This window comes from Phaeobacter sp. B1627 (assembly GCF_006265095.1).
In the GTDB taxonomy this organism is placed as follows: Bacteria; Pseudomonadota; Alphaproteobacteria; order Rhodobacterales; family Rhodobacteraceae; genus Epibacterium.
This window is the reverse complement of sequence record NZ_VCNK01000009.1, coordinates 40,417-65,982: the sequence shown is the minus strand read 5'-3', so window position 1 is coordinate 65,982 and position 25,566 is coordinate 40,417. Positions and strand designations below refer to the sequence as shown.

The window sequence follows — 25,566 nt, the reverse complement described above, 5'->3', positions numbered from 1 at the left end:
AAAGATCCAAACGCATCCGGTAGCGCGCGAAAGCCGATCTATTCCGCCGCGGCGGCGGTCCCATCATCTTCTGTCCGGATGAAACCACCGGACTGCCGCGTCCAGAACTGTGCATACAGACCTTCTTGCTCCAGCAACTCGTCGTGATTTCCCTGCTCGACAATTTGCCCCCGATCCATAACGATAATCCGGTCCATTTCCGCCAATGTGGACAAGCGGTGGGCGATCGCGAGGACCGTCTTGCCGTCCATCACACGGGACAAAGCAGATTGGATTGCGGCCTCGACCTCCGAGTCCAGAGCCGAAGTCGCCTCGTCCAGCACCAGAATTGGCGCATCTTTCAAGATCGCGCGGGCCAGAGCGATCCGCTGTCTTTGCCCACCAGAGAGCTTGACCCCGCGCTCTCCCAGATGGGCCTCGTATCCCTCGCGACCTTGACCATCCTGCAAGTCGGCAATGAACTCGTGGGCCTCAGCCGCTTTGGCTGCCTCGATCACCTGTTCACGGGTCGCATCGGGCCGACCGTAAAGTATGTTTTCCATGGCCGAACGATTGAACATGGCTGTTTCCTGCGTGACCATCCCGATCTGACTGCGCAGACTGTTCTGGCTCACCGCTGCGGCGTCAGAACCGTCAATCAGAATTCGACCCTTTTCCGCCTCGTAGAGCCGCAACAAGAGCGCAACAAGCGTAGATTTTCCCGCCCCGGACGCGCCGACAATACCGAGTTTTTCGCCCGGTTTTATGGACAGCGAAATCTCGGATATGCCGCCAATGTCGCGCCCGTAACTAAAGCTCAGATCCTCCAGCACAATGCCGCCGTTTTCAACAGTCAGCTCCGGCGCATCCGCCGCGTCTTCTATTCTGTCGGGCCGCGCCAGCGTTTTCATGCCGTTCTCGATTTCGCCGACGTTGGAATAGATCCCCATGAGCGCAAAGCTGACCCATCCGGTCATCTGTGCAATACGGATCGAGACAGCCCCGGCCGCGACGATATCGCCTTCGCTGGCGCCGCCGCTCTGCCAGAGATAGAGAGTAGCACCGATCAGCAGGACGGGCAGAAGCCCCGCAAGAGTCATCAGGCAGAACCGAAATGATGCGGACAGATACCCGAAGGACAGCGCTTTGTTCCTGAACGCCACCAATGCGTCCTGCGCCCCCCGCTCCTCGTGGTCTGCATGGGCAAACAGCTGAACCGTCTTGATATTGGTGATGGTATCAACCACCTGCCCGGTCACATTGGCGCGCGCGCCGGCCCGGCCAGCGGCCCGAACGCGAATACGCGGCAGAAACCACCGGATCATCGCGAAATAGCCAAGAAGCCAGAGGAAAAACAAAACCGTGATACGCAGATCCACCGAGCCCAGCAGGATCACCGCCCCCGCCAGCGAAGCCAAAGAGAATGCCACGACATTGATCAATTCCACGACCACGGTTGTGACGGCAGTCGCGGTCTGCATCTGCTTCTGCGCAATCCGGCCTGCGAAATCATCGTCGAAAAACCGTACCGATTGGCCCAATGTCCAGCGGTTCAGGCGCGACAAGACCAACGGGCTGACATTGGGCTGGATGATGATGGCGTTCGAGGCTGCGGACAAGCCGAGCAGCACCGGGCGCACCAGCAGAAAAAAGGCCAATGCCCCAAGGATCATCCCCAGATTGTTGCTGAAGAACCCCTCAGGCCCGCTCTCCAATGCGGTATCGATCACCAGTCCCAGTATGAAAGCCGTCCCGGCCTCCATGCCACCGGCGAATGCAGAAAACACGGCGGCAAGAACCAGCATCGGCCAGGCCCCGGACAGGCACCAACGCATGAAAGGACCCAGCGTTTGGGGCGGCGCCCCCTCGGCGGGCTGAAATGCGTTGATCAGGTTTTCTAGTCTCATTCTGCAGCCTCAACATTCAGGAACCCGCCCGATTGGCGCGCCCAGAACTGAGCATATAGACCCTTTTCCGACAAAAGCGCTTCGTGCGGGCCCTCTTCGACGATTTTTCCCTTATCCATCACCAGAATACGATCCATTTGCGCAATCGTCGACAAGCGGTGCGCAATAGCGATGACCGTCTTGCCCTCCATCATCCCGTAGAGCGTGTCCTGGATCGCGGCTTCTACTTCGGAATCGAGCGCCGACGTCGCTTCGTCCAACAGCAGAATTGGCGCATCCTTGAGGATCACGCGCGCCAAGGTAACCCGTTGCCGCTGGCCGCCAGAGAGCTTCACGCCGCGTTCTCCCACATGGGCATCATAGCCCCTCCGGCCTTGGGGATCCTCAAGATCAAGAATGAAATCATGAGCATGCGCCTTTTGCGCGGCTGCTACAATGTCGGCCTCGGTTGCGTCGGGGCGCCCGTACAGGAGATTGTCGCGGATGGAGCGATGCAAAAGCGAGCTGTCCTGCTGCACCATTCCAATGTGATACCGCAGGCTGTCCTGGGTCACCTTGGAGATATCCTGTCCATCAATCATGATCCGCCCGTTTTCTGCGTCATAAAAGCGCAACAACAGTTTCACGAGTGTTGTTTTCCCGGCACCTGACCGACCGATCAAGCCGATCTTTTCGCCGGGCTTGATCGTCAGGCTGAGATTATCCAGACCGCCGGCCGCGCGACCATAATGATGCGACAGCCCTTCAAATTTGATTTCGCCTTTGGGGAGGGTCAGCGGCTTTGCATCAGTCGCATCAACAAGCTCGATCGGTTGCGCAATGGTTTCCATTCCCTCGGCCACAACGCCCAACTGGCGAAAGAACGAGGTCAACGCCCACATGATCCAACCCGTCATCGCATTCAACCGGAGGGTCAAAGCTGTCGCAGCGGCCACAACACCCACCGAGGCGGTGCCTTGCATCCACAACCCGATGCCCCAGCCGACAACCCCGACGATCAAAAGACCGTTCAACGCCACCAAAACACCGTCCATGATGGTGTAGATCCGCATTTCAGTCTGAAACGTGGTGCGCGTGTTCTCGATTGCGTGTTTGGCATACTCCAGCTCCCGGTCGTGATGCGCGAACATCTTCACCGAATGCACATTGGAATAGCTGTCGACGACCCGTCCGGTCACTGTCGAGCGCGCATCGGATGCGGCCTTGCTTGCCGGTCCGACGCGTTTCACGGTCCAGGAGATCAAGGCGCCATAGAGAGCGAACCAGATCAGCATCGGCACCAACAGGCGGGGATCGGCACTCCACAACAAAAGCGCCGCACCGATGAAATACGCCAGCGCGAAGGTGATCGCGTCAAAGACCTGGAAGACCACCTCTCCGGCGGCTGGCGGCGTTTGCATGATCCGATTGGCAATGCGGCCCGCGAAATCATTCTCGAACCAGCCAACCGACTGACGCAAAACATGTTTGTGAGAGCGCCAGCGGATAAGCGTCCCGAAATTCGGCAGGATGGTATTGTTCAGCAACAACACATCAAACAGCTGAACGATCGGGCGCAGGAACAAAATGAACAGTGCCATCAGCACCAGCTCAAGCCCATGGTCCTGCCAAAAGTCGCTCGGTGAGCCGTTCAGCAGGTCGACCACGCGCCCCATGTAGGAGATCAGTCCGACTTCCACCGCAGCGACGATCACAGACATTATCCCGGTGGCCCAAAATACCTTCTTAAAAGGCCGGGCATACTCCAGCATGAACGGCCAGAGCCGTGTCGGCGGGCGATCATTATGTGGATAGTCACAATAGGGATCTACAAGATTCTCGAAAAAGCGAAACATTCGGTTGCTCCATGAATTGAGCAAAGGTCAAAAATGCAATGTGCATGGGTGATCGGAGGTGAGCCTCACCCCTCTTCACGTCGCGATCAGGCCGCAGCCTTCAATCGTCGTTCCAGATCCCACAAAACATCTGCATTCTCCCGATGAGTTCCACAGGCAAAAGAGTTAACGCTACAAGTCGCGTTTGTCACGCCCTTCGCGTATGAATGTTTCCTGACAGTCAGGCGCGATAGCTGTCGATCAACTCTTTGCGCGTCATTGAAAACCCCGAAGCGATCCATTTTGTTTCCAGCGTCTTGAGCGCCTGCCCCAATTCAGGGCCAGAGAGATCCGGCATCAGATCTTTGGCAACCACGGGAAAGGCAGAGGCTGAACCCACGGATATGTCAGTCTCTAAATTGGGCGAAAGCGGTGTTTCAAGAAGGGCCGCTCGCAGGATCATCGCGCGCCATGCAAAGTCGGCGCCGTGTCGATAGCCCAGTTCGGCCGCCGATGCCGTACTGACGGCGCAATCGCGAAACAAGGCCACCCGTGCTGCCATTGCCTTGCTCAGACGCAGATGAACGTGCAGGTTTTCTCCGCCCAGCGCAGCAAGCCGAAGCTCTGGCTGCACCTTCAGGGTGCCCTCCAGATGGATGAGAGGCGCCAGTGCGCGATCATCCGCGCCAGGCAGCACATAAGACAGCACGCCAAGCTGCCGCATTGCCGCAACTGACGGCGCCGGATCACTCGCAGCCAGAAGCTTGATCATCTCGGCACCGACACGCTCACGCGAGAGGTGATCCAACCCATCCATTGTGTCAGAGATCGCAGCCAGGGCCTCCGGGTCGAACCCTGTATCAGGGTCGCCGTACCAGCTGTGAAATCGGAAATACCGCAGGATTCGCAAATAATCCTCACGGATACGGTTGCGTGCTTCCCCGATAAAACGGACCTTCCGGGCCTGCAGATCCGCCAGGCCACCAATCGGGTCGACAACCTCGCCATCCGGTCGGGCATAGAGCGCGTTCATGGTGAAATCCCGGCGCTGCGCATCTTCGGAAATCGACTCGGCAAACGCGACGACGGCACGACGGCCATCGGTGGCGATATCCTTGCGAAACGTCGTGATTTCATGCGCAATACCGCCCGACACGACCGTGACGGTGCCATGTTCAATGCCGGTCGGGATCGCCTTCAGCCCTGCATGCTCTGCACGTTCGACCACCTCCTGCGGCGACAGGCTGGTCGCCAGATCCAGATCTGAAACTGCCACATTCAACAGGGCGTTCCGCACACAGCCGCCCACGAAATAGATCTCCGCCCCGCCGAACGCCATCGCATCACAGACCGCCCGCGTGGGCGCGGCATCAATCCAGGGTTGATTTATTTTCATTGTCGCGGATCCATTGCGGCAGCAAACCCCCGCAACATGCGGGCAGTCGCCCCCCACACATAATAGGGCCCGAACGGCACGGTAAAATAGTATCGCCGACTCCCCCGCCATATGCGGGACTGAACCTGATACCGCGATATATCCAGCACATGGTCAAGAGGCACCCGGAAAACCTCGGCGACTTCACCGATCTCCGACCGGCTCTCGAACGGGCGCTCAATCAAGGCGACAATGGGGGTGACCCGAAAGCCTGTCACCGTCTCATGTTGCGGCAATTGACCGAGAATACGCGTTCGATCGCATGGCAGAGCCACTTCTTCCCAGGCCTCGCGCAGAGCAGCCGCGGTTGCGTCCTCGTCAGTGGGATCGACCTTGCCACCTGGAAACGCAATCTGGCCCGGATGGTGCTTCAAAGCGGAGGACCGCTTGGTCAGCAGCACCTCGGGCCTCTGTCCGAAGGTTTCGATACCAAGCAATACGCCTGCGGGACGCAATTTGCACCCCGCATCAAGCCGGGTTTCCGGGTTCAAATCAAAGTCCGACGTCTCCCAGGTGCTGCGCGACAGCGCTTCGGCAATTTTATCCGCGAGCGCCGACACGGTGTTATTCCCTATTGGCCTCGAAGCCTACGGAGGCCGGGTCCAAATCATAGTGCGCGCCGCAAAACTGACAGTCTGCGGTGACCCGCCCCTCGTCCGTGGTCATCGTTCCTATGTCCTTGGCGGAATAGATCGACAAGCTCTGGCGCACGCGCTCTTCGGAGCAGGTGCATCCAAACCGCACCGATTGCGCATCATACACGCGGGGCTGTTCCTCGTGAAACAACCGCAACAGGAGCTCAGTCGGTGACACCGAGGGTCCGATCAGTTCGAGCTCCTCCACTGTTGCCAACAGCATATTGACCCGGTTCCAGTTTTCTTCTTCATCGTCAGAGAGGAGATCAGCCGCCTTCAGCACATCACCCGACCCGTCGCTTTTCGCGGCGAAGGGGGATGCTTTGGGCATGTGCTGCAACATGACCCCACCGGCGCGCCAGCTTTCCTGCTTGCCCGGTTCGGACGACTTGCCAAAACTCAGCTGAAACCGCGTCGGAAGCTGCTCAGATTGTGCAAAATAGGCTTCTGCACAATCGGATAGAGAGGTTTCGGACAGAGGGGTGATCCCTTGATACGGCTGCGTTCCTTCGCCCTGGTCGATCAGGATTGCGAAATAGCCCTCTCCAACCTGCTCGAACGGAGCACCCTCCGTGACACGATCTGCATCGAAACTGGCATAGGCTCGGATCCGTGCGGCATCGCCTTCTTTTTCCGGGGCGTAGTAGTCCGTCGCAATCATCCGCACAGCCCCTTTTGACTGCACCTGCAAGGACAGCTTCCACCGCAAGCTCATGGTCTGGCCGATCAATGCGGTCAGCAGCGTCATCTCCGCCACCAGCGCTTCGACCGCGGCCGGATAGGTATGTTGCTCCAGAACGCCATCCAACACCCCGTCCAGTCGCGCGACGCGACCGCGCATATCAGATGCATCGAGTTGAAAGGGCAGGACGGTATCGTCCCACGCGATTTTTGAACCAAGTGTCATGGGGTTTCCTTACGGGCCGGCTATTGGCATACCGACGCTATATAGGATGTTGGGTCGCAGAGGAAAGGGGCAGCCGGTGATCAGACGTTTCGGAGAACCACCACGTGCAGATCAGCGCTATCGATTGCGCCCGGGCGCATATGCCCTGTTGCCAAGGGGCGGGAGAATACTCCTGACCAGTCAATATGAGCTGAACCCGGATATCCAGCTTCCTGGTGGCGGCATTGATCCTGGCGAATCGCCCCGTCGCGCGCTCTTCCGGGAGGTACACGAGGAAACCGGCTGGAAGATTGCAAACCCGCGCCGGATTGGCGCCTTCCGGCGATACGTCTTTATGCCGGAATACGATCTTTGGGCCGAGAAGATCTGCCATATTTATGTGGCACGCGCGGTTCTATGTCTCGGAGAGCCGATTGAAAAAGACCACCGGGCGATTTGGCTACCGGTTCAAAAGGCTGCGCAGGTGCTGGGCAATACTGGCGATCAGCATTTTGCGCGGCTGCTGGCGCGCCAAGTGTAGGGCGCGTTCACCGGCAGAGTCAGGGTCCCTGGAATTCGAACAGCGTGGCGGAAATATCATCTTCCAGCCCTTTGTCGTCGCCCATGACGTCGGTCAGATTTTGGTACAACTCGTCAAGGAACGCCTTGCCGCTTTGATTGCGGTTGCAGCGCTCTACCAAATTGACCAGACCTTCAGTGTCGAGCATTGAGCCGTCTTTAAGATGTGCCTCGGTGAAACCGTCAGAATAAAGCAGCAGACGGTCGCCCTTCTCCATGACAAATTCTTCCTGATCATAGCCGATATCCGGCACAAGCCCGACCGGGACGCCACCCTTGCCGATGAATTCCATCGACCCGTCCGCCCGCAGCAGGAGCGGATGGGGATGACCGGCCTGAACCATTTTGATCACACCGGTGCGGAGGTCGGCGATGCAATAGGCCATCGTGAAATATTCTTCGATTCCCGCGTCGGCAATCAACCGCGCGTTCAGCACGCTGGCTACCTCTTCCGGCGGACGCAGGGCATAAAAGCGGTTGAATTTCTTCTCCATACCCACGTTCTGGTCAAAATATGTCGAGGAGAGATAGCCCCCCAGCCGCGCCGTCATCATCGCGGATGTGATGCCATGGCCGGACACGTCGATGGAGTAAAACCCGATACGATTGACCCCGGGCGAGAACATGCCCACCAGATCACCGCCTATGTGCCCGCAGGGCTTTAACAGCAGGTTCACCTCGGACTTTCCAAACGCGCGGCTCAGCTCGGGAACGAGTGATTCCTGTATCTTCCGCGCCTGGATCAGATCCTTGTCGATGGCGTCATAGACCGTCTGCAACTCGCCCAGCGTTTCAGAAACAATCCTGTTCTTCTCGAAAAGCTCCCGCTGCATGCGTAAAATTCGCTCGCCTGCGGAGATACGCGCCCTCAACTCGTCGGAGCTCACGGGCTTGGTCAGAAAATCATCTGCACCCGCGTCAAGCCCTTCAGCGATTTCATTTTTCTCGCTCTTTGAGGTCAGAAGGATGAAATAGCTGTAGGATTCGTTGGCCTCGGCCCGGAAGGCGCGGCAGAATTCGATACCGTTCATGCCTGGCATCATCCAGTCGCTCAGGATCAGATCAGGCGGGTCAGCACGGCATATCTCAATCGCCTCCTCGCCCCCTTCGGCTTCGACGACTTCAAAACCCCACTTCTTGAGTGAAGCCACGAGAATACGGCGCTGCAAGCGGCTGTCGTCAACAACCAGCACGCGTCGTATGGATCCGCTCATAGGCAAATCTTCGCCTTCAATTGAATGCTCTGGCAGCACCGACAATCCCTCATTAACGCGGCGTGTCCCCTTGTGACCTGCTTAGAAAACACTTGTTCAACTTAATAGCTGATGAAGAATAAAGATTTAGCCTAGTTTTTTTCCTTTACTACACTTTTACTGGCTTTGACATACAACATACCATGTCTCCTAAAGAATAATGGACGAAGGCAATGATCAACTGGCCGCATGTACGCGAACTGAAGCAAGAAGTTGGGGAAGACGGCTTTGAAGAAGTCATTGAACTGTTCCTGGAGGAAGTAGAAGAAGTCATCGAGAAGCTTGCCACAGACGACCGGTCTCAGCTGGCGCAGGATCTGCACTTTCTCAAAGGCAGTGCCCTGAACCTTGGTTTTCAAGACTTTTCAACGAAGTGCCTGGAGGGCGAGCGGTTGGCCGCCAGTGGAAAATCAGGTGACGTCAATCTGAGCGGAATAATTGGCTGCTACGCTCAATCCAAGGCCGCGTTCCTGTCCGAGGTCACCTCCAAGGCCTGACAGAAGCCCTCCTAAATGACAAATTGCGCCAGTGTTTCATCGCTGGTTATGTCCGTATAGGTGAATCCGGCCGCATCAAGCTGTTCAAAGAGCGGCGCGAAATTCTCTGGTTTTTTCGTTTCTATCCCGATCAATACGGACCCGAAATTTCGCGCGGATTTCTTCATATATTCAAATCTCGCAATATCATCCTCAGGGCCAAGAATATTGAGGAACTCCTTCAACGCGCCGGGGCGTTGGGGCAGTCGCAGTAAGAAGTATTTCTTCACCCCGGAATAGCGCTGCGCACGCTCCTTGACCTCTGGCAGCCGTTCGAAATCAAAATTCCCGCCGGATGTGATGCAAACAACCGTCTTGCCCTTGATCCACGTCCGCAGGTCGCCCAGCGCCTCGACCGCCAGCGCCCCTGCGGGCTCCAATACGATGCCTTCGACGTTGAGCATCTCGAGAATCGTTGTGCAAATCCGGTCTTCCTCGATCGACAGGACATCCGGCAACGGAACGTCCTGCAAGAGATCGAAGGGCAGAGCGCCGATACGTCCCACCGCAGCACCATCGACAAAAGTATCCACACGGGGCAAGGCAACCGGGTGCCCTGCTTCCAGGGCGGCCCGCAGACAAGCGCCGCCTTTGGGTTCCACAAACAGCGCATGAACCTCATCGCCGAAATATGTCGCAACCCCCGAGGACATCCCGCCTCCGCCCACCGGCAGAACAATATGATCCGGCGCACGACCGAGCTGATCTTCGATTTCCACCGCAATTGACGCCTGGCCCTCGATGACATCCGCATCATCGAAGGGCGACAGGAAATACCCGCCTTCCTCTGCGCACCACTGCTGTGCAGCGGCGAGTGTGACGTCAAAATAGTCCCCAACAAGGTGGATTTCGATATTCTCACCGCCAAACATCCGCGTCTTCTGGATCTTTTGCTGTGGCGTGGTCACCGGCATGAATATCACGCCGCGCTTTCCCATCTGCCGGCACATGTAGGCCATGCCCTGCGCATGATTGCCCGCGGAGGCACATACAAACAGATCCTTGCCTGCCTGTTTGCGCATAGCGTTCAGAGCACCACGGATCTTGTAGGATCGAACCGGGCTCAAATCCTCACGCTTGAGGTATATGTCCGCGCCAAACCGGTGGGACAAAAGTTCATTTTTCTGCAGCGGCGTGGGCGGGAAGACATCGCGCATCGCCGCCTCGGCCGCCTTGGCCTGGGTCCGAAAATTGGTCATGCAGCCTAGGTGGCCGATGACCGCGCCCAAGGCAAGGGGCAGGCATCAGGAGAAACGCGGAAATCCGGCCGAAATCACCGTGCAGACACAACGGCGATTGCAACCGCTCCCGACAACCGCATCCCACATTGCCAAAGGCCCCCGGAGGCAGGCGCCTTGTCGCTGGGTGGAACATAGCGAAAACTTGGATCAGAATTCGGTTGACCGAAACGGCACTGCGACTGTCCAAATCCCCTAATAACTTGCGCTCAGGCGCAAAACGAGCTAGGGCGCTTGACGTTCTGACCAAGAGGAAAACCCATGTCCGCGCCCAAGAAAGTTGTGTTGGCCTACTCCGGTGGCCTTGATACCTCGATCATCCTGAAATGGCTGCAGACCGAATACGGCTGCGAGGTTATCACCTTTACGGCCGATCTCGGTCAGGGCGAGGAACTGGAGCCGGCACGAAAAAAGGCAGAGCTGCTTGGCATCAAGCCGGAGAATATCTTTATCGAGGATATTCGCGAGGAATTTGTCCGCGACTTCGTTTTCCCGATGTTTCGCGCCAATGCGGTCTATGAGGGGCTTTACCTTCTGGGCACATCGATCGCACGGCCGCTGATTTCCAAACGCCTGGTCGAGATCGCCGCAGCCACCGGCGCCGATGCGGTGTCACATGGGGCCACCGGCAAAGGCAATGATCAGGTGCGGTTCGAACTGTCGGCCTATGCTTTGAACCCCGACATCAAAGTGATCGCGCCATGGCGCGAGTGGGATCTGTCATCGCGCACGAAACTGCTTGAATTTGCCGAAGCAAACCAGATTCCGATCGCGAAGGACAAGCGCGGCGAGGCACCATTCTCGGTCGATGCCAACCTTCTGCATACCTCGTCCGAGGGCAAGGTTCTGGAAGATCCGGCCGAAATGGCGCCGGACTACGTCTATCAGCGGACCGTCAACCCCGAGGATGCGCCGAACGAGCCGGAGTTCATCGAGATCACCTTTGAAAAAGGCGACGCGGTGGCGATCAACGGCGAGGCGCTGAGCCCGGCGACGATCCTGACACAGCTGAACGAATATGGCCGCAAGCACGGCATTGGCCGACTGGATTTCGTCGAGAACCGCTTTGTCGGCATGAAATCCCGTGGCATCTATGAAACGCCTGGCGGTGACATCCTGCTCGAAGCCCACCGCGGCATTGAACAGATCACTCTCGACAGCGGCGCAGGGCACCTGAAAGATTCGATCATGCCGCGCTATGCCGAGCTGATCTACAACGGGTTCTGGTATTCGCCCGAACGCGAGATGCTGCAGGCGCTGATCGACAAGAGTCAGGAACATGTCACCGGTACGGTCCGCCTGAAGCTCTATAAAGGATCCGCCAAGACAGTTGGGCGCTGGTCCGATCACTCGCTTTATTCCGAGGCTCACGTTACCTTTGAAGAAGACGCAGGTGCCTACGATCAAAAGGATGCTGCCGGATTTATTCAGCTGAACGCGCTGCGCCTGAAACTGCTTGCGGCGCGCGACAAGCGTGTGAAATCTTGACCTACGACGACGACCCCTTTGAAGAGGATCTGGGCGAAGAACTCGACATGTTTGTCGAAGCCCAGGATGCGGTCTGGCCGGATGTCCTGTCCGAGCTTGAAGCCGGAAAAAAGACGAGCCACTGGATGTGGTTCGTCTTTCCGCAGCTTGCGAGTCTAGGGCAGTCACCGATGTCCCAGCTTTATGGTCTGGAAGACCTGCGCGAGGCGGAGCTGTATCTGGACCACGACGTGTTGCGGGCACGGCTGATCGAAGTCTGCGACCTGATGCTGACCCATGAAGGCACCCCAGCCGAAGCCATCCTGGGCCGGGTTGATGCAAAAAAGCTCCGGTCGTCCATGACTTTGTTTGCCGCCGCTCCGAATGCTCCTTTACAATGCGCGCAGGTACTGAAGGCGTTTTTTGACAGTACGCCATGTGAGGCGACCCTGAAGGACATAGCGCCGTTATGACCACATGCGCCTGAGGGCAGGATGAAGAAGACAATTTGAAGTCAAAACACCTGTCGCCTCCGGGGCAAAAATTGCTAAGCTCCTCATAACAGAGAGCGATGTCCTAGGGGAACGAAATGAAGCCTTTGATCCTGAGCGGCCTTTTGGCCTGTCTCGCCACACCGGGTTTGGCAGATTTCCGGATCTGCAACGAAACCGGTCGCAAGACCTTTGCGTCCATTGGATACAAAGAGGGCGACGCGTGGGTTTCAGAAGGCTGGTGGACGATCCAACCGGGCGAATGCAGTATCCCTATCGTCGGGGACCTGAAGAACCGGTACTACTATATACGCGCCGAGAGTGAGACCGGAAACTGGACCGGGGACTACTCCTTTTGCTACATCAATGATGCCTTTACGATCCGGGGGGACGAAAACTGCACCGTGCGTGGCTATAAAACCGGTGGTTTCTTTGAGATCGACACTGGAAATGCGCTCGACTGGACACAGAACCTGTCGGATTAATCGCAGATCTTGTTGATCCGTTCCCCGTGGTCACCCTTGTCACGCTGGCCAGTCGGCTCCTATGCGTGAACCTGCCAGATGCGCGGAGGGGAATAAAATGCTGGAAGATATCGCCACAGGCATCCGTGATGGTCTGAACGGGAAGACTTTCGAAGGCTCGATGACATTTGATTGTGGTCCGGATGGCGTCATTGTTCTGGACAACGGCACGGTATCAACAGTCGCTCAGCCGACCGACTGCACGCTGCGCCTCAGCACCAAAAACCTCAAAAAGCTCCTCCGCGGTCAGCTCAATCCCATGACCGCCGTCATGATGGGAAAGATCAAGATTTCCGGTGACATGGGTGTGGCCATGAAACTGGGAAAACTCATCGGCTGAACCCGTGACGCTGCAAGGTCAAAGCTTGATCGCCTGTAATTCCTCGTAGAACGCCATTGCCTCCTTGAGGATGGGCTGCAGCGGCTCCGGCACCTCCGGCAATTCCCCCTCCGGGCCCGCAAACCCGGTGGAATTCCAGACTGCGCCATACCAATGGGCGGCCCAAACACCGTCATCACGATGCCCGCCGCGCGGCCAGCTCAGCATCTCGGGCGAGAACGGCAGGCCTATGGTATCGCACAGCGCCTCCAGCTTGCCGTGTGGGTCCTGGCGGATATCATGACTGTCGATCACAGTGGCAGGCGTTTCCCAGGCCTGCAGTTGCTGGACCAGCTCCCATTGCTGACGAAAGCCGATGTCCTCCAAGCCGACATCCGCGTATTTCGACGCGAAGGACGCAATCACACGTGCGGGGTGGCGGATCAGAAAAACGTTGGTCACTTGACGCATCCAGTCGCGGGGCACGCCCTCAATCATATGTTGCGTCATATGCTTTTGATAAAAATGAGGTTTGGCCCCCGGGACGGGTCCCGACAACGCCCTCGCCACAGCTTCGGGATCCCGAGGCTGGCTGTCCAGAATCTCCTCCCGCATGGGATGCTGCAGACCTGTCAGCGCAAGATAGGACGCATAAAACGGCTCATCCACGACAGCGCAATCGCTGCGGGCACCAAAGGCGTACATGAGGGCTGTCGACAGATTTCGGGGGCCCGACCACATTGCAATTCGCATCATCGCTCCCTCTTGCTATGCGCATTTTCGCCGACGCTAGAAGAAAGACCGCAGTGATCCAAGTTCTAAACGCGCGCTACCGGCAGGAATGGACCGAGGCAGCGCCCGGTCGGCAGATCCGGTTCAGAAGCGCGCCTCCTGGACCTCTTTCAGATCCGGAATGACGTCCGCGGCCCCATGGCGTGTCACCATCAATGCCCCTGCACGGGCCGCCAGAGCCATGGCCTGTGCCATTGGCAGCCCCCGGTCCAGCGCGGCCAGTACATAGCCTGTAAACGTGTCGCCGGCTCCGGTTGTGTCGACCGGTGTCACGCTCAGTGCAGGAATGTCCTTCACCGTGTTTGTGCGCGCGTCGAAATGGCGGGCTCCCTTGGCACCCAAGGTCACAATCACGTCGTCGACACCAAGGTCCTGCACCGCCTGGCCCGTTGCCCCTGCAAGCTGCGCGGCTTCTACCTCGTTCAGGAACAAAAGGTCGGTGAAGGGCAAAACCGCCTGAACGGCGTTGGCATCGAAAGGCGCCGCAGCATAGGCCACCCGAAGCCCCAACTGTTTCCCGATCTTCGCCGCTTCTGCCTGCATGTTGGTTTCATTCTGCATCAACAGAATGTCCCCGGAGTTGGCCGCCGACAGCGCCTGACCGATCTGGGAGTCCGTCAGGGCCCGATTGGCGCCGGGAAAAAGAATGATCTGGTTTTCGCCGGCCGGATCTACCGCGATAATCGCATGACCTGTGGGCGTGTCGGTCTGAGCGATATGCCGGGTATCGACGCCGTATTCCGTCAATCGATCCACGGTCCATTTGCCCTCCGGTCCGATCGCGCCGATGTGGCAGACATGCGCGCCGGCACGGGCGGCGGCGACCGACATATTCGCGCCCTTGCCGCCGAGCCCCTGATCAAAGGATGTGGCCGCGAGCGTTTCACCTGGTTCAGGCATATGTGGCAGTGCATAGACCATATCGACGTTTATCGAACCGAGATTCCAGATTGCCATCGGATGTGCTCCTTCTGTCAGCCGATATTGCAGGCGGACAACACAGCCATGTTCAGAATATCGTTGGCTGTGGCGGTGGTTGAACAAATCTGGATCGGCTTGTCGACACCCGACAGGATCGGACCGACAACCGTTGCACCGCCCATTTCCTGCATCAGCTTGACTGAAATCGAAGCGGAGTGTCGGGCCGGTACCACCAGAATATTCGCCGGGCCGGACAGGCGCTGAAACGGGTAGTTCTGCTGCGCGTTGGCGTTCAGCGCGACATCCACGGTCATTTCACCTTCGTATTCGAAATCGACGCCCCGTTTGTCGAGGACAGTTGGCGCGATATGCATTTTCTCGGCCCGCTCGGACACCGGGTATCCAAAGGTCGAAAAACTGACAAAGGCCACCCGTGGGTCCAGCCCCATATGCCGGGCCACACCCGCCGCGCGCTCTGCAATGGTGGCAAGATCGTTTTCATCCGGCCATTCATGCACCAGTGTATCGCCGATCAGGACGATGCGACCGTTGTGCAGGAGAGCCGTGACGCCGGCAACACCATGTTCTGCATCGGCATCGAACACATGGTTTATGCGATCAAGAACATGAGCAGATTTCCGGGTCGCACCGGAGACCAGGCCGTCGCCATGTCCATGTGCCAGCATCAAGGCCGAGAACACATGCCGGTCGCGCCCCACCAAACGGTGAATATCCTTGCGATCGAACCCTTTGCGGTTCAGCCGGTCATAGAGAAATTCCTTGTAGGTCTCAAAATGCTGGGTCCTAGCGGCGTTGACCACCTCCAACTCACGAACGGCGTCCCCCAGACCTGCCTCTTCCAGCTTGGCTTTCACCTCTTCCGGGCGGCCCACCACCAGCGCCTTGCCAAATCCGGACCGCTGATAGGTCACGGCGGCGCGCAACACCCGAGGGTCGTCGCCCTCTGCGAAAATCATCCGCGATTGTGCTGCACGGGCTCGCGCGTTCAACCCTCGAAGGATGGACTGCGTCGGGTCCATGCGACCGCGCAGACCGTGCTCGTAGGCATCCATGTCGATGATCGGCCGCCGGGCGACGCCAGTGTCCATCCCCGCCCGCGCCACGGCCGGCGGAATACGGTGGATCAAACGCGGATCAAATGGCGTCGGGATAATATAGTCCCGACCAAAGGTCAGCGACTTGCCATATGCCAGCGCCACCTCATCCGGAACGTCCTCTCGTGCGAGACGCGCCAAAGCATGGGCACAGGCAATCTTCATTTCATCGTTGATCGCACGGGCATGGATGTCGAGCGCACCCCGGAACAGATAGGGAAAGCCAAGAACGTTGTTTACCTGGTTCGGATAGTCCGAACGCCCCGTGGCAACGATTGCGTCAACCCGGACCTCATGTGCCTCTTCCGGAGTGATTTCCGGATCGGGGTTGGCCATCGCGAAAATCACCGGGTTGTCGGCCATGGATTTCACCATATCCTGCGTCACCGCCCCTTTGACCGACACACCGAGGAAGACATCCGCGCCCCGCATCGCCTCTTCGAGGGTGCGCAGCTCTGTCTGGACCGCGTGGGCCGATTTCCACTGGTTCATGCCCTCGGTGCGACCCTGATAGATCACGCCCTTGGTATCGCAGACCACGCAATTGTCGTGCCGGGCCCCCATGGATTTCAGCAGTTCGATACAGGCGATTCCCGCCGCCCCGGCCCCGTTCAGGACAATCTTCACATCCTCGATTTTCTTGTCGGACAGATGCAGCGCATTGAGCAGCCCAGCCGCGCAGATCACGGCGGTGCCATGTTGGTCGTCGTGAAAGACCGGGATGTCCATCTCTTCCTTGAGGCGCTGTTCGATGATGAAACATTCCGGCGCCTTGATATCCTCCAGGTTGATCCCGCCGAAGGTCGGACCCATCAGCCGGACAGCACGACAGAATTCATCCGGATCTTCGGTATCCAGCTCGATGTCGATGGAATTCACATCGGCAAACCGTTTGAAGAGCACCGACTTGCCCTCCATCACAGGTTTTGACCCCAGCGCGCCAAGATTGCCAAGCCCAAGAACCGCGGTCCCGTTGGAGATCACCGCAACGAGGTTACCCTTGTTGGTATAGTCATACGCAGTTTCCGGATTGGCCGCGATCGCCTCGCAGGGGACGGCAACACCAGGAGAGTAGGCCAATGACAGGTCACGTTGTGTTGTCATCGGGACAGTGGCCTGAACTTCCCACTTGCCGGGAGTAGGCTCAAGGTGAAAGGCCAGCGCCTCGTCGTCGGTGATCTTTGCATTGGGCATTGTGGGTCTCATCCTCTCCTACTCGAAAACTGTCATATCCCAGCTGGGTGCCCCTCTCAATCCACGGCTTTCACAAATCAACATTTCGATTTTCATTCAAATCCAGAGTTAAAATGGAAAGGGTTTGTCAAAGTTTCGCCCCATTTGAGACCCCCCGCTGCTACAATTCTCTGGTGTTTGTTAACGGCACTTGATCGCCAAGTGGCGCAGCGGCCTCGCGGCTGATTGCACATGTCAGAACGGCATCCCCGCTGTTTCAGGCCGCGCCTGGACCAGCCAAGTGAAACAAGCAAACCAGATAATGGGTTATTTAGGGGTGCATATATGACCAGTATAAATACCAACCAAGGCGCAGATATTGCGCTTCGCGTCCTCTCCGACAAGCAGATGGAGAAGGAAGATGTCCAGGACGATATCTCCACCGGCAAGGAAGTGGACAAAGCCAAGGATGCGCCAGCGATCTGGGCGATCTCAGAAGTCATGGGATCGGACCTCGCCGGGTTCGAGGCAACCTCCACCGGTCTGAACGTCGCAGAAGCCACCGTCTCCGTTGCCTCTGCCGGTGCGGAACAGATCACCAACTTGCTGACGGATATGAAAGAGCTGAGCGTTCTGGCCAACACCGGAACCGCTGACTACTCCACCATAGAACAGCAGCTCGCCCAGAAGACCGAGCAGATCAATACGATCATCTCCTCAACCAGCTTCAATGGGGTCAATTTGCTGGCGACGGATGCCGACGGAAACGGCGGATCCGGGCTGACTGTGGCCGCGTCACAAGATCGGTCGGGAAGCGATGCTCCGACCCAATCCACGATCAGTGTGGGCAGCGTTGATTTCGAAAGCAACGCCAGCTTTGACATCAACAACCGCACCGAAGTCACGGACGCGGCGTCTGCACGAACAGCCCTCGAAGAAATCGAAGGTTTCCTGCGCTACGCCACCGACAGTGCGGCCGCGCTCGGTGCCGGGGCGCAGCAATTGGCCGAACAGGACGTCTTCATGGACAGGCTGAGCGACGCCATTCAGATGGGTATCAGCGAACTCACAGATACTGACATGGAAGACGCCGCTGCGCGCCTGGAAGCGCTGAGCGCGCAGGAACAACTCGGTGGGCTCTCGCTTTCGATTGCCAATGCGTCGCCCGGTTCACTGCGGTCGCTCTATTCCTGATCCAATACGGGTTCTTCCCGTTTGCCGAACCCCGCCAATGTGGGGTTCGGTCTTTTGATTGCCGGGTTTTCCTCCCGACTCGGGCAATGTACACGTCATGCAACGTGACCGATGGGGGCCCGCATGACCGTAACGCCGATGATGGCGCAATATCTCGAGATCAAGGCGCAATACCCGGATGCGCTTCTTTTCTATCGCATGGGCGATTTCTACGAGATGTTCTTTGACGATGCCGTCAATGCCGCCGAAGCGCTCGACATTGCTTTGACCAAGCGTGGCAAACACGAGGATCGGGACATTCCAATGTGCGGTGTCCCGGTACACGCGGCAGAAGGATATCTGCTGACGCTGATCCGCAAAGGATTTCGGGTCGCCGTCGGAGAGCAGCTCGAAAGCCCCGCAGAAGCCAAGAAACGCGGTGCCAAATCCGTCGTGAAGCGCGACGTGGTGCGCCTTGTGACGCCCGGCACCCTCACCGAAGATTCGCTGCTGGAAGCCCGGCGCCACAATTTCCTCGTGTCCTATGCGGAGCTGCGGGATCAGGCTGCGCTGGCCTGGGCCGATATCTCCACCGGTGTGTTTCACGTGATGCCAATTGCCCGGGTGCGCCTCAGCCCGGAACTTGCACGGCTGGCGCCGTCAGAGCTGATTGTTGCAGATGGCCCGATTTATGAGGCAACCCGCTCGCTCGCCGAGGAATACAAGATTCCGCTGACGCCTCTTGGCAAGGCCAGCTTTGACAGCACGGCCGCCGAGAAGCGTCTCTGCACGCTGTTCAATGTCGGTGTATTGGATGGGTTTGGCACTTTCAGCCGCGCTGAGATTTCGGCGATGGGCGCGGTCGTGGACTATCTTGAGATCACTCAGAAGGGCAAGCTTCCGCTCCTGCAGCCGCCGCAACAGGAGGCCGAGGACCGCACCGTTCAGATTGACGCCTCGACGCGCCGAAACCTTGAGTTGACCCGATCCTTGTCCGGTGGGCGCGCCGGTTCGCTGCTGTCGGTTATTGACCGGACTGTTACCCCCGGCGGCGGGCGGCTGTTGGAACAGCGCCTGTCCAGTCCATCGCGGAGCCTCGAAACCATTTCCGCCCGATTGTCGGCGGTAACCTCCGTTTTCGAGGACCCCACCCTGGGCGACGACCTGCGCAACCTGTTGCGGAAGACGCCAGATGTGGATCGCGCGCTGTCTCGTCTCGCGCTCGATCGGGGGGGGCCCCGCGACCTGGCCGCGATCCGCAATGCGCTGACACAAGGCGAAGAGATCCTGCGCCGGGTTCAGCCCCTGGATCTCCCACCGCTGCTAAAAAGCGCTGTTCAATCCCTCGGTGGGTTTGGCGACCTCCTTTCGCTTCTTGAGGCCGCCCTGGTTGCGGAACCGCCATTGATGGCACGCGATGGCGGGTTTATTGCCTCCGGCTACGATGCCGAACTGGATGAAGCCCGGACCCTGCGGGACGAAGGGCGCTCGGTTATTGCGGCGCTGCAACGGAAATATTCCGAACATACCGGCATCGCGTCGCTCAAGATCAAGCACAATAATGTGCTGGGGTACTTCATCGATACCACAGCGACACATGCCGAAAAAATGCAGTCTCCGTCGATGGCGGAGACCTATATTCATCGCCAGACCACTGCCAATCAAGTCCGCTTTACGACAGTAGAGCTGAGCGAGATTGAAACCAAGATCCTCAACGCGGGAAATTTGGCTCTGGATATTGAAAAGCGGCTCTATCAAAGGATTTCCGAGGCTATTCTGGCCTCTGCGGCGCGCCTCAATCAAGCTGCACGTGGGTTTTCCGAGCTGGATCTGATGACTGCTTTGGCCGATCTCGCGCGCGCTGAGAACTGGATCAGACCAACGGTGGACAGCTCGCGTGCATTTCACATAGACGGCGGTCGTCATCCGGTGGTGGAACATGCATTGCGCCAACAGGGTGGGGAAACCTTCGTCGCCAATGACTGTGACCTGACGACAGAGAACGGGGCTGCGATCTGGCTGCTGACCGGCCCGAACATGGCTGGTAAGTCCACTTTTTTGCGTCAGAATGCGCTCATCGCGGTCCTTGCACAGATGGGCAGCTACGTGCCCGCGGACGCGGCCCATATCGGCATGGTCAGCCAACTCTTCAGCCGTGTCGGCGCATCAGACGATCTTGCGCGTGGCCGGTCGACATTCATGGTGGAGATGGTTGAAACCGCCGCCATCCTCAATCAGGCGGACGATCGTGCGCTGGTCATTCTGGACGAGATCGGCCGTGGCACCGCAACCTATGACGGCTTGTCTATCGCCTGGGCAACGCTGGAGCATCTGCACGAGGTCAACCGCTCTCGTGCGCTCTTTGCTACTCACTATCATGAATTGACCCAGCTCGCTGCGAAGCTGCCGGGCGTCGACAATGCCACGGTAACAGTCAAGGAATGGGAGGGAGAAGTCATCTTTCTCCATGAGGTCAGAAAAGGCGCCGCTGACCGCTCCTACGGGGTTCAGGTGGCGCAGCTTGCCGGTCTGCCCGCCACTGTGGTGGCCCGGGCACGCAGCGTCCTCGACATGCTGGAGAAAAGCAGCCGCGAGGACGGCGGATCAGGCAAGATCGCAATCGATGATCTGCCCCTGTTTGCCGCCGCACCGCCCGCCCCGGCCCCGTCTGCGTCCAAATCCTCTTCTGCTGTTGAAAGCCTGTTGAAAGAGATCCACCCGGATGACCTCAGCCCACGCGAAGCATTGGAGGCGCTCTATCGTCTGAAAGAAGCGGGGCGATCAGAGGTCTGAAATCAAATCCCAGATAGCGAATACACCTCCGGACCGGCGTGTTGAACGACCAGAGACAACACGCAACCTGGCTGAACCATTGTCAGTGGGTCACCCAAAGGCTGTCGGCGTGGACAAGATTGCCAGTGCCGCTTTCACCCGGCTTGAGGAGAAACACGGCCTCACAGTCAAATATGCAGTCTGGAAGAAAGCCGTCGCCAAAGCGATGTAGACACAAAAGCGCCCGGATGTGGTCCGGGCGCTTTATCTTTGACTGATCCTCGTCATCCGAGGTTGTTGATGAACGATCAGGCCGGTGTAGAAGAAACCCCCACCTGCGCCGGGCGCAACAGCCGATCATGCAGCATGAAACCCTCGGCAGAGACTTGAATGATGTCTCCGGCCTTGGTTCCGGGCACCGGGGCCTCAAACATTGCTTCATGCACCTGCGGATCAAACCTGTCACCGACCTGCGGCGCAATAACTTGCATGCCGTGTTTCTGGAAGACATCCAGCAGCGCACGCATTGTCAGCTCGACACCTTCAATCAGCGCGGCGGAAACCGCTTTCTGCTCTTCGGTCGCAGCTTCCAGTGCACGCTTCATATTGTCATAAACCGGCAACATGTCGCGTGCCAGTTTCGAGCCGCCGTATTGCTCTGCTTCACGACGCGCCTTGTCGCCGCGTTTGCGGGAATTCTCCGCATCGGCCAACGCCCGCATGAAGCGGTCCTTGTATTCATCGCGTTCGGCGCGCAGAGCTTCCAGCTCAAGCGCCTCGTCGTCGATTTCCTCGGTCTGCGCCGACAGCTCTTCGGCCTCTGCCGCCTCGATATCGTCCAAAAAGTCGTCGTTCTTGGGCTCTGCCATACTTCACCTCTAGCTCCGGTCGGATACCATTTTTCCAACCAGCTGTGCCGTGTAATCCACGATCGGCACAATCCGTCCGTAGTTCAGGCGCGTTGGGCCAATGACCCCGACCGCACCAATGATCTTTCGATCAGAGTTCATATATGGAGACACCACCAAAGAGGAACCCGAAAGTGAGAAAAGTTTGTTCTCCGAGCCGATAAAAATGCGTACGCCATCGCCTTCTTCGGTCAGTTCCAGAAATTCAGCTATGTCTCGTTTGCGTTCCAGATCGTCGAACAGGGTTCGGATCTTCTCCAATTCGTCCGGAGCCCCGTCTTCTGACAAGAGATTCGCCCGTCCCCGGACAATCAGCCGGGCCTGATCGTTGGCATCTTCTTCCCAGGCGGCAAGTCCGCTTTCGATCATGTCACTGGCGAGCGTATCGATTTCCTGCCGACGCTTGAGGATCTCGGCCTGCACATCCTTGCGCACATCACTCAATGTGCGGCCTTCGATCAGCGCATTCAGAAAGTTGGCGGCTTCTCTCATCGAGCTGGGTGTCTGGCCGGGGGGGGGTGTGAACAGCCGGTTTTCGACGTGCCCGTCAGAGAACACAAGCACCACCAGCGCGCGGTCATGCGCCAGCGAAACAAACTCGATATGGCGCAGTTCAGCCTCATATTTGGGCGTGAGCACCAAAGAGGCCCCCTGCGTGACCCCAGAGAGCGCCGCGCCTACGCGATCGAGCATACCACTGACATCGCTGGAGTTATCGCCAAGTGTTCCGTCTATACGCGCGCGGTCCTGAAGGCTGGGATCTCCCATTTGCAGCAGACCGTCCACAAACAGCCGCAAGCCCATATGGGTCGGCACGCGCCCTGCACTCACATGGGGGCTGTCGAGCAATCCCAGATACTCCAGATCCTGCATCACATTTCGGACGGTTGCGGCACTGACCTTCTCGTTCAGGGAACGGGTCAGTGTCCGGCTCCCCACAGGGCCGCCCGTTTCCAGGTAACTCTCGACCAGCAACCGAAAGACCTCGCGGGAGCGGTCGTTCATATCCTGCAGGATGGAATTGGCTTCAATCATCTCTCTCTCGGCACTTCGTTGAAAATACCCGAACGGTACCTATCTTTGTCAGTAAAGCGCATCCTTGGATATGGTCAATGACCCTTGCATCGCCAAGCCCCCGAGCGGTATCGACGAGCCAACAACAAAAGGATATCCACATGCGACCCTCCGGACGTGCCCTCAATGAAATGCGCGCCGTTTCTTTCGAAACCGGCTTCACCAAACATGCAGAAGGTTCCTGCCTGATCAAGATGGGCGAATCCCATGTGTTGTGTACTGCGACCATAGAAGATCGCGTGCCGCCCTTTATCAAGGGGTCGGGCCTGGGTTGGGTCACCGCAGAATACGGTATGCTGCCCCGTGCCACAAATACCCGCATGCGTCGCGAAGCGGCTACGGGCAAGCAAGGGGGCCGCACGGTTGAAATCCAACGCCTGATCGGCCGTGCGCTGCGTGCCGGTGTGGACCGCGTTGCCCTGGGTGAACGCCAGATCACCGTGGACTGCGATGTCTTGCAAGCCGATGGCGGCACACGTTGCGCCTCCATTACCGGCGGCTGGGTGGCGCTCCGTCTGGCTGTCAACAAGCTGATGAAGGCAGGCGATGTGTCTATCGATCCGATGGTGGATCCGGTCTCGGCTATCTCCTGTGGAATATATGCCGGTCAGTCGATCCTGGATCTGGACTACCCCGAAGACTCCGAGGCCGGCGTCGATGGGAACTTCATCATGACCGGATCCGGGAAACTCATCGAGGTACAGATGAGCGCCGAGGGCTCTGTCTTTTCGCGCGTGCAGATGAACGAGCTGATGGATCTTGCGTCGAAAGGCACATCCGAGTTGGCCGAGATGCAAAAGGCCGCCTGCGCATGACCCGCGCCTTTGAAGGTGACAGACTGCTGGTCGCGACACATAACGCCGGCAAGCTGGAGGAGATGGCGCATCTCCTCCAGCCCTATGCCGTCGAGGTCGTAGGTGCCGCAGAGATGAGACTGCCAGAACCGGAAGAGACCGAAGATACCTTTGTCGGAAACGCCCGCATCAAGGCACACGCAGCGGCACAGTCGACGGGCCTTCCGGCTCTGTCTGACGACAGCGGCATCACCATCGACGCCCTCGGTGGCGCCCCTGGGGTCTACACGGCGGACTGGGCGGAAACGGGTCAAGGTCGCGACTTCATGCAGGCGATGACACGCGCCCATGATGAGCTGGTCAGAACCAAAGCGCCCCAACCCTGGTTGGCCCAATTTCGGTGCACTCTCGTGCTTGCCTGGCCCGACGGACATGACGAGGTCTTCGAAGGCGTGGCGCCGGGCCATCTCGTCTGGCCTATTCGCGGGCGCGATGGGTTTGGCTATGATCCGATGTTCATTCCGCAAGGTCACGAACAGACGTTTGCCGAAATGGACCGCTGGGAAAAGAACAAGATCAGCCATCGTGGCGACGCTGTCGCACAATTCGTCAAAGGCTGCTTTGGTGGATGATTGGCGCAATGGGGGCTTTGGCCTTTATGTGCATTGGCCATTCTGTCAGGCCAAATGCCCCTACTGTGACTTCAACAGTCACGTGGTCTCACGGATCGATCAATCGGTTTGGGTAAAGGCCTATCGGACCGAGCTGCGCCGCATCGGAGACATGCTGCCCGACCGGCTTTTGAACAGCATATTCTTCGGCGGCGGCACCCCTTCATTGATGCATCCAGACACTGTTGCCGCCGTCATCGAAACCGCGCGGGACATCTGGCCCTTTGCAAATGACATCGAAATATCGCTGGAAGCGAACCCAGGATCGGTCGAAGCCGGTCGGTTTGCGGGGTATCGGGATGCCGGGGTGAACCGGATTTCCATGGGTATTCAGGCTCTCAACGATGAGGATCTGCGTCGTTTGGGCCGTATCCACTCCGTTTCCGAAGCCCGTACAGCATTTGACGTGGCGCGAGCCTGTTTTGATCGCGTGAGCTTCGATTTGATCTATGCCAGACAAGGACAAACATTGGAGGCATGGAACCATGAACTATCCGATGCCCTCAGCATGGCGATTGATCACCTCTCCCTCTATCAACTGACAATAGAAGACGGCACCGCCTTTGGTGATCGCTACGCACGGGGCAAGCTCCGCGATCTGCCGACAGATGACAACGCCGCCGACATGTACCTTGCGACCCAAGACATCTGCGACCGTCATGGTCTTCCGGGCTACGAGATCTCAAATCACGCCCGCCCCGGCGCCGAGAGTCGCCACAACCAGATCTATTGGCGCTATGGAGACTATGTTGGCATTGGACCGGGCGCACATGGAAGGCTGACGCTGAACGGCAAGCGTCATTCGACGGAGGCCCTTCGCGCGCCAGGTGCCTGGCTGGAGTCTGTTGAGAAAGGCCAAGGAACCCTACCCTTTCTCGCGCTTTCTCAAGAAGATCAGGTTGTTGAACACATGATGATGGGGATGCGACTTCATGAGGGCCTAGATATGGATCGGCATATGTTATTGTCTGGTCAATCACTTTCAGACAGCAAGCTTAGCATGCTTCAGGACCTTGGAATGGTGGAACGGGTTGGAAGTCGGCTCCGCGCGACGGCGAATGGGCGTGCCGTGCTGAATTCTGTCCTGCGCGAGCTTTTGACGGATTGAGC

At 58.1% G+C, this 25,566-nt stretch carries 23 protein-coding genes; 11 read left to right on the top strand and 12 right to left on the bottom strand.

Going from position 1 to position 25,566, the window contains the following annotated elements:
* Window positions 1–38: 38 nt before the first annotated feature.
* The 5 genes from FGE21_RS06250 to FGE21_RS06230 form a co-directional block, all read right to left on the bottom strand.
* Window positions 39–1,886, bottom strand: coding sequence for an ABC transporter ATP-binding protein (locus FGE21_RS06250; RefSeq protein ID WP_139662440.1), 1,848 nt, complete (start codon window positions 1,884–1,886; stop codon window positions 39–41).
* Window positions 1,883–3,721: an ABC transporter ATP-binding protein gene (locus FGE21_RS06245; RefSeq protein WP_139662439.1), complete on the bottom strand. Its 1,839-nt coding sequence runs from the start codon at window positions 3,719–3,721 to the stop codon at window positions 1,883–1,885. Before FGE21_RS06245 ends, FGE21_RS06250 begins: the two co-directional genes overlap by 4 nt.
* 220 nt (window positions 3,722–3,941) lie before the next feature.
* The gene (locus FGE21_RS06240; RefSeq protein WP_139662438.1) at window positions 3,942–5,096 is read right to left on the bottom strand and encodes a CCA tRNA nucleotidyltransferase; all 1,155 of its coding nucleotides are present in this window, start codon (window positions 5,094–5,096) and stop codon (window positions 3,942–3,944) included.
* Window positions 5,093–5,695, bottom strand: coding sequence for a CoA pyrophosphatase (locus FGE21_RS06235; RefSeq protein ID WP_139662437.1), 603 nt, complete (start codon window positions 5,693–5,695; stop codon window positions 5,093–5,095). Before FGE21_RS06235 ends, FGE21_RS06240 begins: the two co-directional genes overlap by 4 nt.
* Window positions 5,696–5,699: 4 nt before the next feature.
* The gene (locus tag FGE21_RS06230; RefSeq protein WP_139662436.1) at window positions 5,700–6,677 is read right to left on the bottom strand and encodes an Hsp33 family molecular chaperone HslO; all 978 of its coding nucleotides are present in this window, start codon (window positions 6,675–6,677) and stop codon (window positions 5,700–5,702) included.
* Window positions 6,678–6,753: 76 nt separating this feature from the next.
* Here FGE21_RS06230 and FGE21_RS06225 point away from each other — a divergent pair, with 76 nt between their 5' ends.
* Window positions 6,754–7,197: an NUDIX domain-containing protein gene (locus tag FGE21_RS06225; protein WP_139662435.1), complete on the top strand. Its 444-nt coding sequence runs from the start codon at window positions 6,754–6,756 to the stop codon at window positions 7,195–7,197.
* 19 nt (window positions 7,198–7,216) lie between these two features.
* Here FGE21_RS06225 and FGE21_RS06220 read toward each other — a convergent pair whose 3' ends face one another.
* A complete protein-coding gene (locus tag FGE21_RS06220; RefSeq protein WP_370285504.1) occupies window positions 7,217–8,488 on the bottom strand; it encodes a PP2C family protein-serine/threonine phosphatase in 1,272 nt (423 codons plus the stop codon).
* 173 nt (window positions 8,489–8,661) lie between these two features.
* On the opposite strand from FGE21_RS06220, the gene FGE21_RS06215 reads away from it, so the two are divergent.
* Complete coding sequence (locus FGE21_RS06215; RefSeq protein ID WP_139662434.1) at window positions 8,662–8,985, top strand: Hpt domain-containing protein; 324 nt, start codon at window positions 8,662–8,664, stop codon at window positions 8,983–8,985.
* Between the two features lie 11 nt (window positions 8,986–8,996).
* On the opposite strand, the gene ilvA is transcribed toward FGE21_RS06215, so the two are convergent.
* On the bottom strand, window positions 8,997–10,223 hold the full coding sequence (gene ilvA / locus FGE21_RS06210; RefSeq protein ID WP_139662433.1) for a threonine ammonia-lyase IlvA: 1,227 nt from the start codon (window positions 10,221–10,223) through the stop codon (window positions 8,997–8,999).
* A 300-nt stretch (window positions 10,224–10,523) separates the two neighbouring features.
* Between ilvA and FGE21_RS06205 the strand changes: the two genes are divergently transcribed.
* From FGE21_RS06205 to FGE21_RS06190, 4 genes are all read left to right on the top strand, one after another.
* Window positions 10,524–11,750, top strand: coding sequence for an argininosuccinate synthase (locus tag FGE21_RS06205; protein ID WP_139662432.1), 1,227 nt, complete (start codon window positions 10,524–10,526; stop codon window positions 11,748–11,750).
* Entirely contained in the window at window positions 11,747–12,202 is a 456-nt protein-coding gene (locus FGE21_RS06200) for a DUF1810 domain-containing protein (RefSeq protein ID WP_139662431.1), read from the top strand. The genes FGE21_RS06205 and FGE21_RS06200 overlap by 4 nt, the downstream gene beginning before the upstream one ends.
* Before the next feature lie 116 nt (window positions 12,203–12,318).
* The gene (locus FGE21_RS06195) at window positions 12,319–12,705 is read left to right on the top strand and encodes a DUF1036 domain-containing protein (protein WP_139662430.1); all 387 of its coding nucleotides are present in this window, start codon (window positions 12,319–12,321) and stop codon (window positions 12,703–12,705) included.
* Between the two features lie 97 nt (window positions 12,706–12,802).
* A complete protein-coding gene (locus FGE21_RS06190) occupies window positions 12,803–13,084 on the top strand; it encodes an SCP2 sterol-binding domain-containing protein (RefSeq protein WP_139662429.1) in 282 nt (93 codons plus the stop codon).
* Between the two features lie 18 nt (window positions 13,085–13,102).
* Here FGE21_RS06190 and FGE21_RS06185 read toward each other — a convergent pair whose 3' ends face one another.
* From FGE21_RS06185 to FGE21_RS06175, 3 genes are all read right to left on the bottom strand, one after another.
* The gene (locus tag FGE21_RS06185; protein WP_139662504.1) at window positions 13,103–13,816 is read right to left on the bottom strand and encodes an HAD family hydrolase; all 714 of its coding nucleotides are present in this window, start codon (window positions 13,814–13,816) and stop codon (window positions 13,103–13,105) included.
* Window positions 13,817–13,939: 123 nt separating this feature from the next.
* Window positions 13,940–14,812: a ribokinase gene (locus tag FGE21_RS06180; protein WP_139662428.1), complete on the bottom strand. Its 873-nt coding sequence runs from the start codon at window positions 14,810–14,812 to the stop codon at window positions 13,940–13,942.
* A gap of 17 nt (window positions 14,813–14,829) precedes the next feature.
* A complete protein-coding gene (locus FGE21_RS06175; protein WP_139662427.1) occupies window positions 14,830–17,085 on the bottom strand; it encodes an NADP-dependent malic enzyme in 2,256 nt (751 codons plus the stop codon).
* A 324-nt stretch (window positions 17,086–17,409) separates the two neighbouring features.
* Between FGE21_RS06175 and FGE21_RS06170 the strand changes: the two genes are divergently transcribed.
* On the top strand, window positions 17,410–18,258 hold the full coding sequence (locus FGE21_RS06170) for a flagellin (RefSeq protein ID WP_139662426.1): 849 nt from the start codon (window positions 17,410–17,412) through the stop codon (window positions 18,256–18,258).
* A gap of 123 nt (window positions 18,259–18,381) precedes the next feature.
* Window positions 18,382–21,030, top strand: a complete 2,649-nt coding sequence (gene mutS, locus FGE21_RS06165) for a DNA mismatch repair protein MutS (protein ID WP_139662425.1) — start codon at window positions 18,382–18,384, stop codon at window positions 21,028–21,030.
* A 287-nt stretch (window positions 21,031–21,317) separates the two neighbouring features.
* On the opposite strand, the gene FGE21_RS06160 is transcribed toward mutS, so the two are convergent.
* The gene (locus FGE21_RS06160; RefSeq protein ID WP_139662424.1) at window positions 21,318–21,878 is read right to left on the bottom strand and encodes a nucleotide exchange factor GrpE; all 561 of its coding nucleotides are present in this window, start codon (window positions 21,876–21,878) and stop codon (window positions 21,318–21,320) included.
* 9 nt (window positions 21,879–21,887) lie between these two features.
* On the bottom strand, window positions 21,888–22,952 hold the full coding sequence (gene hrcA / locus FGE21_RS06155; protein ID WP_139662423.1) for a heat-inducible transcriptional repressor HrcA: 1,065 nt from the start codon (window positions 22,950–22,952) through the stop codon (window positions 21,888–21,890).
* A 140-nt stretch (window positions 22,953–23,092) separates the two neighbouring features.
* Here hrcA and rph point away from each other — a divergent pair, with 140 nt between their 5' ends.
* Genes rph through hemW form a run of 3 tightly spaced genes read left to right on the top strand, consistent with a single transcriptional unit; the run spans window position 23,093 to window position 25,564 of the window.
* Complete coding sequence (rph, locus tag FGE21_RS06150; protein ID WP_139662422.1) at window positions 23,093–23,806, top strand: ribonuclease PH; 714 nt, start codon at window positions 23,093–23,095, stop codon at window positions 23,804–23,806.
* Window positions 23,803–24,417, top strand: coding sequence for an RdgB/HAM1 family non-canonical purine NTP pyrophosphatase (rdgB, locus tag FGE21_RS06145; protein WP_139662421.1), 615 nt, complete (start codon window positions 23,803–23,805; stop codon window positions 24,415–24,417). The genes rph and rdgB overlap by 4 nt, the downstream gene beginning before the upstream one ends.
* Window positions 24,410–25,564 (top strand): radical SAM family heme chaperone HemW, encoded by a 1,155-nt coding sequence (gene hemW, locus FGE21_RS06140; RefSeq protein WP_139662420.1) that lies wholly within the window; start codon window positions 24,410–24,412, stop codon window positions 25,562–25,564. Before rdgB ends, hemW begins: the two co-directional genes overlap by 8 nt.
* The last annotated feature ends 2 nt before the right edge of the window (window positions 25,565–25,566 follow it).

Bases quoted from the DNA above. Each gene is read 5' to 3' on its own strand.
- mutS (WP_139662425.1), top strand. From the start codon at position 18,382: ATGACCGTAACGCCGATGATGGCGCAATATCTCGAGATCAAGGCGCAA.
- FGE21_RS06180 (WP_139662428.1), bottom strand. From the start codon at position 14,812: ATGGCAATCTGGAATCTCGGTTCGATAAACGTCGATATGGTCTATGCA.
- FGE21_RS06175 (WP_139662427.1), bottom strand. From the start codon at position 17,085: ATGCCCAATGCAAAGATCACCGACGACGAGGCGCTGGCCTTTCACCTT.
- hrcA (WP_139662423.1), bottom strand. From the start codon at position 22,952: ATGATTGAAGCCAATTCCATCCTGCAGGATATGAACGACCGCTCCCGC.
- FGE21_RS06215 (WP_139662434.1), top strand. From the start codon at position 8,662: ATGATCAACTGGCCGCATGTACGCGAACTGAAGCAAGAAGTTGGGGAA.
- FGE21_RS06250 (WP_139662440.1), bottom strand. From the start codon at position 1,886: ATGAGACTAGAAAACCTGATCAACGCATTTCAGCCCGCCGAGGGGGCG.
- FGE21_RS06245 (WP_139662439.1), bottom strand. From the start codon at position 3,721: ATGTTTCGCTTTTTCGAGAATCTTGTAGATCCCTATTGTGACTATCCA.
- FGE21_RS06240 (WP_139662438.1), bottom strand. From the start codon at position 5,096: ATGAAAATAAATCAACCCTGGATTGATGCCGCGCCCACGCGGGCGGTC.
- FGE21_RS06190 (WP_139662429.1), top strand. From the start codon at position 12,803: ATGCTGGAAGATATCGCCACAGGCATCCGTGATGGTCTGAACGGGAAG.
- FGE21_RS06230 (WP_139662436.1), bottom strand. From the start codon at position 6,677: ATGACACTTGGTTCAAAAATCGCGTGGGACGATACCGTCCTGCCCTTT.
- ilvA (WP_139662433.1), bottom strand. From the start codon at position 10,223: ATGACCAATTTTCGGACCCAGGCCAAGGCGGCCGAGGCGGCGATGCGC.
- rdgB (WP_139662421.1), top strand. From the start codon at position 23,803: ATGACCCGCGCCTTTGAAGGTGACAGACTGCTGGTCGCGACACATAAC.
- FGE21_RS06205 (WP_139662432.1), top strand. From the start codon at position 10,524: ATGTCCGCGCCCAAGAAAGTTGTGTTGGCCTACTCCGGTGGCCTTGAT.
- rph (WP_139662422.1), top strand. From the start codon at position 23,093: ATGCGACCCTCCGGACGTGCCCTCAATGAAATGCGCGCCGTTTCTTTC.
- FGE21_RS06185 (WP_139662504.1), bottom strand. From the start codon at position 13,816: ATGCGAATTGCAATGTGGTCGGGCCCCCGAAATCTGTCGACAGCCCTC.
- FGE21_RS06170 (WP_139662426.1), top strand. From the start codon at position 17,410: ATGACCAGTATAAATACCAACCAAGGCGCAGATATTGCGCTTCGCGTC.
- FGE21_RS06160 (WP_139662424.1), bottom strand. From the start codon at position 21,878: ATGGCAGAGCCCAAGAACGACGACTTTTTGGACGATATCGAGGCGGCA.
- FGE21_RS06195 (WP_139662430.1), top strand. From the start codon at position 12,319: ATGAAGCCTTTGATCCTGAGCGGCCTTTTGGCCTGTCTCGCCACACCG.